The sequence below is a fragment of the Pseudomonas sp. R4-34-07 genome (genome assembly GCF_003852375.1).
GTDB lineage: Bacteria > Pseudomonadota > Gammaproteobacteria > Pseudomonadales > Pseudomonadaceae > Aquipseudomonas.
In genome coordinates, this window is the sequence record NZ_CP027760.1 from 4,787,882 (window position 1) to 4,801,417 (window position 13,536).

The 13,536-nt window shown below is 60.1% G+C and carries 12 protein-coding genes; 1 reads left to right on the top strand and 11 read right to left on the bottom strand.

All coding sequences use genetic code 11. The annotated features are described in order from the left end of the window. Window positions 1-293: 293 nt before the first annotated feature. Complete coding sequence (leuA, locus tag C4J85_RS22015; protein ID WP_124368251.1) at window positions 294-1,973, top strand: 2-isopropylmalate synthase; 1,680 nt, start codon at window positions 294-296, stop codon at window positions 1,971-1,973. 144 nt (window positions 1,974-2,117) lie between these two features. On the opposite strand, the gene C4J85_RS22020 is transcribed toward leuA, so the two are convergent. The 11 genes from C4J85_RS22020 to ndk all read right to left on the bottom strand — a co-directional run bounded on the left by C4J85_RS22020 (window position 2,118) and on the right by ndk (window position 13,500). Then, entirely contained in the window at window positions 2,118-2,909 is a 792-nt protein-coding gene (locus tag C4J85_RS22020) for an amidohydrolase (protein ID WP_124410702.1), read from the bottom strand. Further along, window positions 2,897-4,045 (bottom strand): pyridoxal phosphate-dependent aminotransferase, encoded by a 1,149-nt coding sequence (locus C4J85_RS22025; protein ID WP_124410703.1) that lies wholly within the window; start codon window positions 4,043-4,045, stop codon window positions 2,897-2,899. The genes C4J85_RS22020 and C4J85_RS22025 overlap by 13 nt, the downstream gene beginning before the upstream one ends. Window positions 4,046-4,160: 115 nt before the next feature. Then, entirely contained in the window at window positions 4,161-5,630 is a 1,470-nt protein-coding gene (gene der, locus C4J85_RS22030; protein WP_076949869.1) for a ribosome biogenesis GTPase Der, read from the bottom strand. Between the two features lie 272 nt (window positions 5,631-5,902). After that, the gene (bamB, locus tag C4J85_RS22035; protein WP_124368254.1) at window positions 5,903-7,054 is read right to left on the bottom strand and encodes an outer membrane protein assembly factor BamB; all 1,152 of its coding nucleotides are present in this window, start codon (window positions 7,052-7,054) and stop codon (window positions 5,903-5,905) included. Further along, a complete protein-coding gene (locus C4J85_RS22040; protein ID WP_124364292.1) occupies window positions 7,047-7,688 on the bottom strand; it encodes a YfgM family protein in 642 nt (213 codons plus the stop codon). Before C4J85_RS22040 ends, bamB begins: the two co-directional genes overlap by 8 nt. Before the next feature lie 41 nt (window positions 7,689-7,729). Further along, on the bottom strand, window positions 7,730-9,019 hold the full coding sequence (gene hisS / locus C4J85_RS22045; protein WP_124368255.1) for a histidine--tRNA ligase: 1,290 nt from the start codon (window positions 9,017-9,019) through the stop codon (window positions 7,730-7,732). A gap of 23 nt (window positions 9,020-9,042) precedes the next feature. Next, window positions 9,043-10,152: a flavodoxin-dependent (E)-4-hydroxy-3-methylbut-2-enyl-diphosphate synthase gene (ispG, locus tag C4J85_RS22050; RefSeq protein ID WP_124410704.1), complete on the bottom strand. Its 1,110-nt coding sequence runs from the start codon at window positions 10,150-10,152 to the stop codon at window positions 9,043-9,045. Window positions 10,153-10,154: 2 nt separating this feature from the next. Beyond that, the gene (locus C4J85_RS22055) at window positions 10,155-11,126 is read right to left on the bottom strand and encodes a RodZ family helix-turn-helix domain-containing protein (protein ID WP_124410705.1); all 972 of its coding nucleotides are present in this window, start codon (window positions 11,124-11,126) and stop codon (window positions 10,155-10,157) included. Then, a complete protein-coding gene (pilW, locus tag C4J85_RS22060; protein ID WP_124368258.1) occupies window positions 11,126-11,884 on the bottom strand; it encodes a type IV pilus biogenesis/stability protein PilW in 759 nt (252 codons plus the stop codon). The genes C4J85_RS22055 and pilW overlap by 1 nt, the downstream gene beginning before the upstream one ends. A gap of 12 nt (window positions 11,885-11,896) precedes the next feature. Next, window positions 11,897-13,045, bottom strand: coding sequence for a 23S rRNA (adenine(2503)-C(2))-methyltransferase RlmN (rlmN, locus tag C4J85_RS22065; protein WP_124410706.1), 1,149 nt, complete (start codon window positions 13,043-13,045; stop codon window positions 11,897-11,899). Between the two features lie 29 nt (window positions 13,046-13,074). After that, the gene (ndk, locus tag C4J85_RS22070; RefSeq protein ID WP_003175956.1) at window positions 13,075-13,500 is read right to left on the bottom strand and encodes a nucleoside-diphosphate kinase; all 426 of its coding nucleotides are present in this window, start codon (window positions 13,498-13,500) and stop codon (window positions 13,075-13,077) included. Window positions 13,501-13,536 lie beyond the last annotated feature (36 nt).

Here is a 13,536-nt window from a genome sequence, read left to right on the forward strand (position 1 = left end):
GCAATTAAAGTCAGCCGCCGCCTGATTTTTAGCCATAAAATCTCTATTCCTACGCGAATAGGAGAACTTATCTCAATTTTTCGCGACTGCTTGCCATCTTTCACCCCGACGGTTAGGGTTGGGCTTATGAAAACCTCTCACACCCTCATTCAGCTTCGTCAGCACCGCAGCCTGTGCCTGGTCAGCGCACGACTGCCAGGCTGAATCGATCTGCCTCGTCTTTAAGCTTTATCCCCAATAACAGTTCTACGGCAGGCCGCCTTTTCTCGGCCCCTACAACAAAGGATTTCCCGATGAGCATGCTCAAAGACCCGTCTTCGAAATACCGTGCGTTTCCGATCATCGATATCCCGGACCGCACCTGGCCGTCCAAAACCATCACCACTGCGCCGATCTGGTGCAGCTCGGACTTGCGTGATGGCAACCAGTCGCTGATCGAACCGATGGATGCCGCGAAAAAGCTGCGCTTCTGGAAGACCCTGGTCGCCGTCGGCGTGAAGGAAATCGAAGCGTCCTTCCCGGCCGCGTCGCAAACCGATTTCGATTTCGTACGCACCCTGATCGAAGACAACCACATCCCCGAGGACACCACCATCCAGGTGCTGACCCAGGGCCGTGAAGACTTGATCGCACGGACCTTCGAATCCCTGCGCGGGGCCAAGAAAGCCATCGTGCACTTGTACAACGCCACTTCGCCGTCGTTCCGCCGCATCGTGTTCAACCAGGACAAGGACGGCGTCAAGGCCATTGCAGTCAACGCCGCCAAGCTGTTCGTCAAATACGCCGCGCAACAGCCGCAAACCCAGTGGACCTTCGAGTACTCGCCGGAGACCTTCAGCGCCACTGAGCTGGAGTTCGCCAAGGAAGTCTGTGACGCGGTGATCGAGGTGTGGAACCCGACGCCCGAGCACAAGATGATCCTCAACCTGCCGGCCACTGTTGAGTGCGCTACGCCGAACATCTATGCCGACCAGATCGAGTGGTTCGGTCGCCATATCAACCGCCGTGACAGCGTGATCATCAGCCTGCACACCCACAACGACCGTGGCACCGGCGTCGCCGCCACCGAGCTGGGCCTGATGGCCGGGGCCGATCGTGTCGAAGGCTGCCTGTTCGGCAACGGCGAGCGTACCGGTAACGTCGACCTGGTCACCGTGGCGCTGAACATGTACACCCAGGGCCTCGACCCGCAGCTGGATTTCTCCGATATCGACGGCGTGCGCAAAGTCGTCGAGGAGTGCAACCAGATCCAGGTGCACCCACGTCACCCGTACGTTGGCGACCTGGTGCACACCGCGTTCTCCGGCTCCCACCAGGATGCAATCCGCAAGGGCTTCGCTCAGCAGAAAGACGACGCGTTGTGGGAGGTGCCGTACTTGCCGATCGACCCGGCAGACATCGGCCGCAGCTACGAGGCGGTGATCCGTGTGAACAGCCAGTCGGGCAAGGGCGGTATCGCCTACCTGCTGGAGCAGGAATACGACATCAGCCTGCCACGCCGCATGCAGATTGAATTCAGCCAGGTGGTACAGGCTGAAACCGACCGCGTCGGCCTTGAAATGACCGCACCGCAGATCTACGCCTTGCTGCAACGCGAATACTTGCAGGCCAACACCCCGTACGCGCTGGTCAGCCATCGTCTGCAGGAAGAAAACGGCAACAGCTACGTCGAAGTGGAAGTCTCCGGCAAGGGCCAAGGCGAAACCAACCTGCACTGGAAAGGCAAAGGCAACGGGGCGCTGGAAGCGCTGGTGGCGGGCTTGCCGATTGGTGTGGAGATCATGGACTACAACGAGCACGCGATTGGTGCGGGTACCAACGCCAAAGCGGCGGCGTACATCGAACTGCGCGTAAATGGCGAGCGGCCGGTGCATGGCGTGGGGATTGATGAAAACATCACCACCGCGAGCTTCAAGGCGCTGTTCAGCGCGCTGAACCGCTCGTTGAGCCAGCAGGAAGCGAAAGCGGCGTAAGCACCAGCCCTGATCATTCCCACGCTCCGCGTGGGAATGCAGCCCTGGACGCTCTGCGTCTGCCCTTAAAGTCGTGACGCGGAGCGTCACAGGAGGCGTTCCCACGCAGAGCGTAGGGACGATCTAGCCCCCGATGGCGGTCCGTCAGACAAACTGAAAGCTATCGGCATCCAGGTTCGCCGGAAATCGCGTGCGATACGCCGCCAACTCAGCCGCATCCAGCTTCACCTGAAACACCCCATCCGCTTCCCCCGCGCTCAGCAATGTCTCACCCTGGAAATCCAGCACCTGGCTATCGCCGGTGTAGGCAAAACCCTTGCCGTCGGTACCCACCCGATTTACAGCAGCCACATAGCACAGGTTTTCAATAGCCCGCGCCGGCAACAGTCGGTTCCAATGCTGACGCCGCGCCCCCGGCCAATTGGCGGTGTAAAGCAACAAGTCGGTGTCCTGGGCATCGCGACTCCACACCGGGAAGCGCAGGTCGTAGCAAATCAACGGCCGAATACGCCAGCCCTTCAACTCGAACTGCACCTGACGTTCGCCGGGGGTGTAGTGATTGTGCTCGCCGGCCATGCGGAACAGGTGGCGCTTGTCGTAATGCAGCACCTCACCGTCAGGCCGCGCCCAGAGCAGACGGTTACGGTGGCTGCCGTCCGCCGCCTGAATGATCACACTGCCCGTGATCACGGCGCTGTATTTCGCGGCCTGGGCCTGGAGCCAACGGTGCGTCGGGCCGTTTTCCGGTTCGGCCAGGGAAGCCGATTCCATGGAGAAACCGGTGGTGAACATTTCCGGCAATACAATCAGGTCGACGCCGCTGGCCTGCTCCAGCAACAGCTCGAAATGCTCAAGATTGGCCTGGCGGTCGTGCCACGCCAGGATGGTCTGGATCAGGGCAATGTTCAGGTCTGGCAAGGCGCTCAAATCACGCATAGTTTTTCCGCCGCGTGTTGCAGCGTCTCCTCGCGTTTGGCAAAGCACAGGCGCACCAGGCGCTGGCCTTGGGGTGGGTTACGGTAGAACACAGAGATAGGAATCGACGCCACGCCGTGTTCGCGCGTCATCCATTCGGACATGGCGACATCATCCAGGTCCGGGCGAATCCGGGAATAATCCACCAGTTGAAAGTAAGTCCCCGCCGATGGGCTGAAACTGAACCGCGACGGCGCCAGCAACCGGCAAAACAGGTCGCGCTTGGCTTGGTAGAACGCCGGCAGCGCAGCCACGTGCTCCGGGTGCTCGGCCATAAAATCGGCCAGGGCGTACTGCAACGGCGTCACGCCACAGAAACTGACGTATTGATGCACCTTGCGCAGCTCGGCAGTCAGGGCCGGCGGCGCAACCACATAGCCGGTTTTCCAGCCCGTGACGTGATAGGTCTTGCCGAACGAGCTGACCACGAATGCACGCGGGTACAGCTCCTCGTGGGCGAGCACGCTGACGTGGGGCACGTCGTCGAACACCAGGTGTTCATACACTTCATCGCTGAGCAGATAGATATCACGGCCGCGAATCAGCTCGGCCAGTTGGTCCAGTTCCTCACGGCTGACCAGGGCGCCGCTGGGATTGTGCGGGGTATTGAGCACAATCATGCGCGTACGCGGCGACAGCGCGGCCTTGATGCGCTCGAAGTCCAGGCTGAAATCCTGCAGGCCCAGCTGCACATGCACGCAGCGCCCGCCGGCCAGCTCTACCGAGGGCGCGTAGCTGTCGTAGCAAGGGTCGAAGATGATCACTTCGTCACCGTTGCGAATAACCGCCTGAATAGCGCAGAAAATGCCCTGGGTCGCGCCCGGCGTAATGGTTACTTCACGGTCGGCATCGACGCTGACACCGTAGCTGCGGGCAATCTTCGCCACCACCTGCTGGCGCAGCGCGGGCAAACCGCTCATCGGTGCGTATTGGTTATGCCCGTTGGCGACGTGCCGCCCCACAGCGTCGAGCAAGTCTTGAGGGCCATTGAAGTCGGGAAAACCCTGGGACAGGTTGATTGCGCCGGTTTCGGCCGCCAACTGCGACATGCTAGTGAAAATGGTCGTGCCGACATTCGGCAGCTTGCTGGTGATCATGAAAGGCCCCTGCAGGTGAGCCCCAAGTTTTAAGCTGCCTGCCGCATCGGGTCAAGGCGCAAACCGTCGCGCACAAAAAAGGGCTCGCAATGAGCCCTTTTTTGACACGTCGATATCAGCGCTTGTCGCGGCGCTTTTTATCGGCTTTCTTGTGATGCGTCATCATCCGACGCTTCTTGTTGACCTGGCGGTCGGTAAGGCTGTTCTTGTTGCCTTCGTATGGGTTCTCGCCGCCCTTGAACTCGATACGGATCGGCGTACCAACCAGTTTCAAGACACGGCGGTAGGTGTTTTCCAGGTAACGCACATAGGACTTGGGCACCTTCTCGATCTGGTTACCGTGGATCACGATAATCGGCGGGTTGGCACCACCCAAGTGGGCGTAACGCAGTTTGATGCGGCGGTTGTTGACCATCGGCGGCGCGTGCTCGCCCACCGCGTCTTCCAGGATCTGGGTGAGGCGGTTGGTCGGCCAGCGGGTGACCGCTGACTTGAACGAGTTCTGTACGGAGGCGTAGAGGTTGCCCACGCCAGTGCCGTGCAGTGCCGAGATGAAGTGGATATCGGCGAACTCAACGAAGAACAGGCGACGCTGCAGCTCGATCTTGACGAAATCGCGCTCGCTCGGCGTCATGCCGTCCCACTTGTTGATCGCGATCACCAGGGCACGACCGGCTTCCAGGGCGAAGCCCAGCAGGTTCAGGTCGTGGTCCACCACGCCTTCGCGGGCGTCCATCACGAAGATCACCACGTTGGCGTCTTTGATCGCTTGCAGGGTTTTGACCACGGAGAATTTTTCAACTTCCTCGTGGATCTTGCCGCGTTTGCGCACACCGGCGGTGTCGATCAGCGTGTACTTCTCGTCGTTACGCTCGAACGGGATGTAGATGCTGTCGCGGGTGGTGCCGGGTTCGTCATAGACGATGACCCGGTCTTCACCGAGCATACGGTTGACCAGGGTCGACTTGCCGACGTTAGGGCGGCCGATGATGGCGATCTTGATACCGTCTTTTTCGCTCGGGCCAGGAATGCGCTTGGCTTCCTCGCCTTCGGCGACGATCTCCTCCTCACCCTCTTCTTCCTCATCGTCATCCTTGGGAAAGGTGCTGAGGGCAATTTCCAGCATCTGCGTGATGCCGCGACCGTGGGCACCGGCAACGGGGATCGCATCGCCCAGGCCCATCGGGCTGAATTCGGCACGGGCCGCCTCAGGATCGATGTTATCGATCTTGTTCGCGACCAGGTAGGAACGCTTGTTGCGCTTGCGCAGGTGCTCGCCAATCATCTGGTCGGCAGCGGTGTAGCCCGCACGGGCGTCCACCAGGAACAACACGACATCGGCTTCTTCAATGGCCAGCAGCGACTGCTCGGCCATTTTTTCGTCCATGCCATGTTCGTCACCGGAGATACCACCGGTGTCGACAATAATGTAGGAGCGCCCTTGCCACTTTGCCTCACCGTATTGGCGATCACGGGTAAGACCGGACAAGTCGCCGACGATGGCGTCGCGAGTCCTGGTCAGGCGGTTGAACAAGGTGGACTTGCCGACGTTAGGTCGGCCCACCAGGGCAATTACGGGAACCATGCGGCTCTCCACTTCGTTATTTCAGAAAATACAAAAGCCGCTGCAGGGCAGCGGCTGGTGCTCGACTGTAGGAGCGAGCTTGTCGTGGCGAGGGAGCTTGCTCCCGCTGGGCTGCGTAGCAGCCCCAAAACCATTCGACCGAGATGCATCAGATGCACCTGTTTGACCAGTTTGGGAGCGCTTCGCACTCCAGCGGGAGCAAGCTCCCTTGCCACATGACGCTCGCTCCTACAGGTGAAGCTGCCAGAGGGCTAAGCCCCCAAGCATAGTTCTTACTTGATGGTCAGGGCTTCCAGCTTGCCGCTGTTGCCATACACATAAAGCATGTTACCCACCACCAGCGGACGCGCACGCAAGCCGTCGCTGTCGATACGCTCGCGACCTACGAAGCGACCGTCCACCTGGCTCAGCAGGTGCAGGTAGCCTTCGAAGTCACCGACCGCTACGTAGCTGGAAAAGACTTCCGGGGCCGACAGTTGACGGCGAGCCAGGGAGTCGTTGCTCCACAGTGCCGTGGTGGAACGCTCGTCGACACTTTCAACGGTGCCGGACGCCAGGCTCACATAGACGCTGCCAAACCCTTGGGCGACACCGGCGTAGCTGGAAGCATCACGCTGCCAGTTGACACGGCCGCTCTGCAGGTCCAGTGCCGCGACACGGCCCTGATACGTGGCGACGTAGAGGGTCTCGCCGGACAGCAACAAGCCGCCGTCGATGTCCACCACGCGATCCAGCTCGGAACGACCTTGCGGGATAGCTACGCGGGTTTCCCAGGCCGGCACGCCGTTCTGGGTATTCAGGGCGACCACTTTACCGGTCGACAGGCCCGCAACGGCCAGATTGTTGGTCACAATCGGACCGCTGGTACCGCGCAAGGTCAACACCGCCGGGGTGCTGTCGTACAACCAGCGCTGGTTGCCGGTGGCCGCGTCCAGACCGATCACGCGGTCATCCTGGGTTTGCACCACGACGACATCGCCGTTGGTGGCAGGCGGTGCGAGGACTTCACTGGTCACGCGAGCGCGCCATTTCTCTTCACCGGTGCTGGAATCCAGGGCTACGACCTCACCCTTGAGCGTGCCGAGCATGACCATGCCGTAACCCACGCCTACGGCGCCGGAAACGGGCAACTCAAGGTCTTTCTTCCACTTCACGTCACCGGTCATGCGGTCCATGGAGGTCACGATGCCAGTGACGTCAGCGGCCACAATGTTGTCACCGTCGATTGCCGGTACCAGCATATTGTAGGTTTCACCCTGACCGTCACCGATAGAGCGGCTCCACTGCTTTTGCAGGACCACTTCTTCCTTGAAGCTGGTCAGCTCCGCAGGCGGCAGTTCTTTTTTACTGTTGCTGCTGCAACCCGCGGCCAGAACGGCCAGAGCCAGCAATGCTGCATGTTTCCAACGGATCACGTCACGCATCCCCTTTGGCCAAGTCGTCCAGCTTGATTTGTAAGCCACCGACCGCCGCTTCATCAGACAGCGCCGCCTTGGCTTTTTGGTACGCAGCATTGGCTTCGTCGGTACGACCCAATTGGACCAACAGGTCACCCTTGAGCTCTTCGCGAGTGGCTACAAATGCCTTGTCAGCATCGCCGTCGAGCAGTTTGAGTGCTTCGTCAGCCTTGTTCTGTGCCGCCAACACCTGTGCCAGGCGCTGACGTGCGATTTCACCCAGGGTCGGGTTGGTCGGTTTGTCGGCGATGGCCTTGAGCTCAGTGGCTGCATCATCCAGCTTGCCGGTGTCGACCGCGACTTTCGCGACGAACAGGCTGCCGTACTGCGCGTAGGCAGTACCGCCAAATTCGTTCTTCAGCTTGCCGGCCAGGTCTGCCACTTGGGCAGGGTCGGGCTTGCCGTCCGGCGTCAGGGTAGTTTCCAGCAACTGCTGATAAACGATCGAGGCGCCCTGGGACTGGTTGGCCTGATACTTGGTCCAGGCCTGCCAGCCAAACACCACCACTAAAGCCAGCAGACCGCCAGTAACCAGGGGCTTGCCGTTACGCTGCCACCAGTCCTTGAACTCGGCCAGTTGCTCATCATCAGTACTCGACACCCCAATACTCCTTAATCGCTAAATTCGGCTGTTCGACAGCTTCAACCCTGCACGACGCAGGTGGCCAGGTGCGCAGCGAGCGCATCAAAGGCAATGTTCTGTTGTTCGCCCTGACCACGCAGGGGTTTGAAACCTATCACTTGCTGGGCCAATTCGTCATCGCCGAGGATCAGCGCATACAACGCGCCGCTCTTGTCGGCCTTCTTGAACTGGCTCTTGAAGCTGCCCGCACCGGCATTGATCTGCAGACGCAGGTTCGGCAGCTGGTCACGCACTTTTTCGCTCAGGGCCAACGCAGCCAGTTCGGCGGCCTCGCCAAAAGCACAAAGATACACGTCCACCTGACGGGAAATCTCTTCGGGCACTTGCTCCAGGGTCTCCAGCAGCAGGATCAGCCGCTCGATGCCCATGGCGAAACCCACGCCCGCGGTCGGCTTGCCGCCCATCTGCTCGACCAGGCCGTCGTAACGACCACCGGCACACACGGTGCCTTGGGCGCCGAGTTTGTCGGTGACCCATTCGAACACGGTCTTGCTGTAGTAATCGAGGCCGCGCACCAGCTTCGGGTTGATCACATACGGAATACCCGCCGCATCCAGTCGAGCCTTGAGGCCCTCGAAGTGCGTGCGGGATTCTTCGTCGAGGTAATCGGCCATTTTCGGCGCATCGAGCAGCACGGCCTGGGTGTCGGCGTTCTTGGTATCCAGCACGCGCAACGGGTTGGTCTTCAGGCGGCGCTGGCTGTCTTCGTCCAATTTATCCAGGTGGGCAGACAGGTACTCCACCAGGGCGACCCGGTAGCGGCCCCGGGATTCACTGGTGCCCAGGCTGTTGAGCTCGAGCTTGACCGCGTCGCGGATGCCCAACTGGCCCCACAGGCGCCAGGTCAGAACGATCAGTTCGGCGTCAATGTCCGGGCCGTCCAGGTTGAAGACTTCGCAACCGATCTGGTGGAATTGGCGATAACGGCCTTTCTGTGGGCGCTCGTGGCGGAACATCGGGCCGATGTACCACAGTTTCTGGGTCTGGCCGCCACCGGTGATGCCATGCTCCAGCACAGCGCGAACGCACGCGGCGGTGCCTTCCGGACGCAGGGTCAGGGAGTCGCCGTTACGGTCTTCAAAGGTGTACATCTCTTTTTCGACGATGTCGGTCACTTCACCGATGGAGCGCTTGAACAGCTCGGTGAATTCAACGATCGGCATACGAATCTGCTTGTAACCGTAGTTATCCAGCAGGCGTGCGACCGTGCTCTCGAAATAGCGCCACAGTGGCGTCTGCTCCGGCAGGATGTCGTTCATGCCACGAATGGCTTGCAGAGACTTGCTCACATCAAATCCTTAAATTCGTTCAATCAGCCGCGAGCGATCAGCGCTGCATCAGCGGCGACCTTTTCGGCCGCTTTCTGGCGGATCAGCTTTTCCAGCTCATCCACCAGATTGTCATTCGTCAATTTCTGCGACGGCTTGCCGTCGATATAAATCAGGTTCGGTGTACCGCCGGTCAAGCCCACATGCGCCTCTTTGGCCTCGCCCGGTCCGTTGACCACGCAACCGATCACCGCCACATCCAGCGGCACCAGCAGGTCTTCGAGACGCAACTCCAGGTCGTTCATGGTTTTCACCACGTCGAAGTTCTGTCGCGAGCAGCTCGGACAGGCAATGAAGTTGATGCCACGGGAACGCAAACGCAGGGATTTGAGAATGTCGTAACCGACCTTCACTTCCTCTACGGGGTCTGCCGCCAGGGAGATGCGGATAGTATCGCCAATCCCTTCGGCAAGCAGCATACCGAGACCCACCGCAGATTTCACTGTGCCTGAACGTAAACCGCCCGCTTCAGTGATGCCCAGGTGCAATGGCTGCACGATTTCCTTGGCCAGCAGGCGGTAGGCTTCTACGGCCATGAACACGTCGGAAGCCTTTACGCTGACCTTGAAGTCCTGGAAATTCAGGCGTTCGAGGTGTTCAACATGGCGCAGGGCCGACTCGACCAGCGCCGCCGGGGTAGGCTCGCCGTATTTCTTTTGCAGGTCCTTTTCCAGCGACCCGGCGTTAACGCCGATGCGGATGGGGATGCCGCGATCACGGGCCGCATCGACCACGGCGCGCACACGATCTTCACGACCGATATTGCCCGGGTTGATGCGCAGGCAGTCCACGCCCAATTCGGCTACGCGCAATGCGATCCTGTAGTCGAAGTGAATGTCGGCAACCAGTGGCACCTTGACCAATTGCTTGATACGGCCGAACGCTTCAGCAGCGCCCATGTCCGGTACGGAAACCCGCACGATGTCCACGCCGGCCGCTTCCAGACGATTGATCTGGGCGACGGTGGCGGCCACGTCATTGGTGTCGCTGTTGGTCATGCTCTGCACCGCGATGGGGGCATCGCCGCCCACCGGCACCGAGCCGACCCAGATCTTGCGCGATACGCGACGTTTGATTGGAGATTCGCCGTGCATGACTATTGTCCCAACTTGAGGCGAGCTGTCTCGCCACTGGTGAACGGCGCCACGTCCACAGGCTGGCCGTTGTAGGCCACTTGCGCGCCACGGGCGAAGCCCAGACGCAGCGTCAGAGGAGGCTTGCCGCCCTGGTCAAGCGTATCTCCCTTACGCTTGAGGCCGCTGAACAGCACTTTGCCGTTGCCATCGGTGACTTGCGTCCAGCAGTCGGCAACGAAGGTGATCTGTACGCGCCCGTCACCGGCGATCAACGCAGGCGTGGTGGGCGGCGAAATGGCGGGCGCAGCCGGTGCAGGCGCCTGTGCCGGAGCGGCTGGTGCAGGGGCTTGGGCGACAGGCGCTGCTGGAGCCGGAGTGGGTACGGTCGCAGTCGCAGCAGGTGCGCTGGCGACGTCTGGAGCCGGCTGTTCGACGGGGGCAGGCGCTTCTGGCGCGGCTTGTGATTCGGCAACCGCCTGGTCTTCCGGCTCATCCAGCGGATGAATCTGGGTGGTGCCATCGGCGCTTTCGACTTCGACGTGTTCCAGCGCGTTGCTGGTCAGGTCTTTATTGCGCTGGGAGGCCTGGTCTTGCCACCAGACGAAGCCACCGCCGATCACCGCAATCAACAGCAACAGGCTGACAATGCGCAAAATCGTGTGGGAAACCCGAGTGGGCTCTTCGATACGCCCGAGGCCATGGACGTTACTGCCCTGGGAGTCGGTGCCGGTGTACTGGTCGAACGCCTGGACCAACGCGGTCTGGTCGATGCCCAGCAATTTGGCATAGGCGCGGATATAGCCGCGGGCAAATGTGTGCCCAGGCAGCTTGTCGAACGCGCCAGCCTCCAGGTTGGCCAGGGAGGTGCTGGTCAAATTGAGCTTGAGGGCCACTTCCGCCAGCGACCAACCATTGCTTTCGCGGGCCTGACGCAAGGTCTCGCCTGGGTTGACGCGATTAGCTGCTACAACTTCCGGGTGCGCGGCTTTCATCATTGCTCCGACAGGTATTGCTGATATTCCGGCGTACCGGGATAGAGTCGTTCGAGTTGCTGGCCAAAACGTGCGGCCGTGTCGCGTTCTTCATGAACCGTCGCCAGGCGCACACCGAGCAACAGACTACGTGCATTGTGCCCGCTGAGCCGGCTGAAACGCTCGTAATAGTCGCGTGCCGGCACATAATGCCTGTCTTCGTAAGACAACTCAGCCATTTCAAGCAAAGCGCGTGGCTGGCGAGCGTTCAGGAGCAGGGCTTTTTCCAGTTGCTGGCGCGCCAGCTCGCGCTGGCCGAGGTGTACCGACGTCACCCCAAGGTTCTCGAAGACGCGCGAACGCTCAGGATAAAGGGTATCGGTACTGGCCTGCCGGAAATAAACGGCAGCCTGCTCATAACGCTTCTGCTCGAACAGGAAGCTGCCGTAGTTGTTCAGCAACCGGGCGTCGCCAGGACGGGAAGCCAGCGCCTTGGTGAAATACTGATCGGCCAACTCGGGCTCGGCCTGCGCCTTGAACACCAGCGCCAGCGCGGCATTGGCATCAGCATCGTCGGCATCCAGCTCGAGGGCCTTTTTCAAGGGCACCTTGGCCTGCTCGTTCATGCCTTGTTGCAGATAGCCCAAGCCCAGTTGCACATAGGCCGCTCGCGCCGCGTCACGGCCCTTGCCGGTTTGCAAAGGGCTGTCATGGCCCGATGAAACACAACCGGTCGCGAGACCGGTAACAAGCAACAGCAGCGCAAGGCGCAAGGGCATAGAGGTCCTCTCTCAGTTTCGATTTGCAGCGCTTTGCGGTGCATCGTCGGCGGCGCTCAAGTCACGCACGGCGATGTAACGCTCACTGCGACGGGTGCGATCCAGCACCTGCCCTACCAATTGGCCACAGGCGGCGTCGATGTCTTCACCGCGGGTCGTGCGGACGGTGACGTTGTAGCCGGCCTGGTGCAGTTGATCCTGGAAACGGCGGATGGCGTTGTTGCTCGGCCGCTCGTAGCCAGAATGGGGAAACGGGTTGAACGGAATCAGGTTGATCTTGCACGGGGTGTTCTTGAGCAGCTCGATCATCTCGACCGCGTGCTCGACCTTGTCGTTGATGTCCTTGAGCATGGTGTACTCAATGGTCAGCACACGCTTCTCGCCCAAAGTCGCCATGTAGCGCTGGCAAGATTCGAGCAGCATCTTAAGCGGATACTTCTTGTTGATCGGCACCAATTGGTTACGCAATGCGTCATTCGGTGCGTGCAGCGACAACGCCAGGGAAACGTCGATGTGCTTGGCCAGCTCATCGATCATCGGTACCACGCCGGAGGTCGACAGGGTCACACGGCGCTTGGAAATGCCGTAGCCCAGGTCGTCCATCATCAGGTGCATGGCCGCAATCACGTTGTCGAAGTTCAGCAGCGGCTCACCCATGCCCATCATCACCACGTTGGTGATGGCACGGTCGACGGTCGCCGGGACGCTGCCAAAGGATTTGTTGGCAATCCACACCTGGCCGATGACTTCGGCGGCGGTGAGGTTGCTATTGAAGCCTTGCTTGCCGGTGGAGCAGAAACTGCAGTCCAGGGCACAACCAGCCTGGGACGAAACGCATAAGGTGCCGCGCTTGCCCTGGGGAATGTACACGGTCTCGACGCAGCTGCCGGACGCCACGCGCACCACCCACTTACGGGTACCATCGGTGGAGATGTCTTCGCTGACTACTTCAGGACCACGCACCTCAGCAATTGCCTTGAGCTTGTCGCGCAAGGCCTTGCTGACGTTCGTCATGGCGTCGAAATCGTCGACGCCAAAGTGGTGAATCCACTTCATTACCTGACCGGCACGGAAACGCTTCTCCCCGATTGAGTCGAAGAATTTCTCCATTTCCGGCTGAGTCAGACCCAGCAGGTTGGTTTTAACAGTCGATGTTGTCATGGATTCACCCTCACTCTTTAAGCCGATGCTTAGCGAGCGGTTACTTCGGTAGCTGCGAAGAAGTACGAGATTTCGCGAGCAGCAGCGGCTTCGGAGTCCGAACCGTGTACAGCGTTGGCGTCGATGGATTCAGCGAAGTCAGCACGGATGGTGCCGGCAGCAGCTTCTTTAGGGTTGGTAGCGCCCATCAGCTCACGGTTCAGAGCGATAGCGTTTTCGCCTTCCAGAACCTGAACAACAACAGGACCGGAGATCATGAAGGCAACCAGGTCGCCGAAGAAGCCACGAGCGCTGTGCTCAGCGTAGAAGCCTTCAGCTTCAGCCTTGGACAGTTGCTTGAGTTTCGAAGCTACAACCTTCAGGCCGGCTTTTTCGAAACGAGTGGTGATCTCGCCGATGACGTTTTTTGCAACAGCGTCAGGCTTGATGATGGAGAAAGTACGTTGAACAGCCATGGTGTAACTCCAGAAACGGTAATTTACGAAAAATTA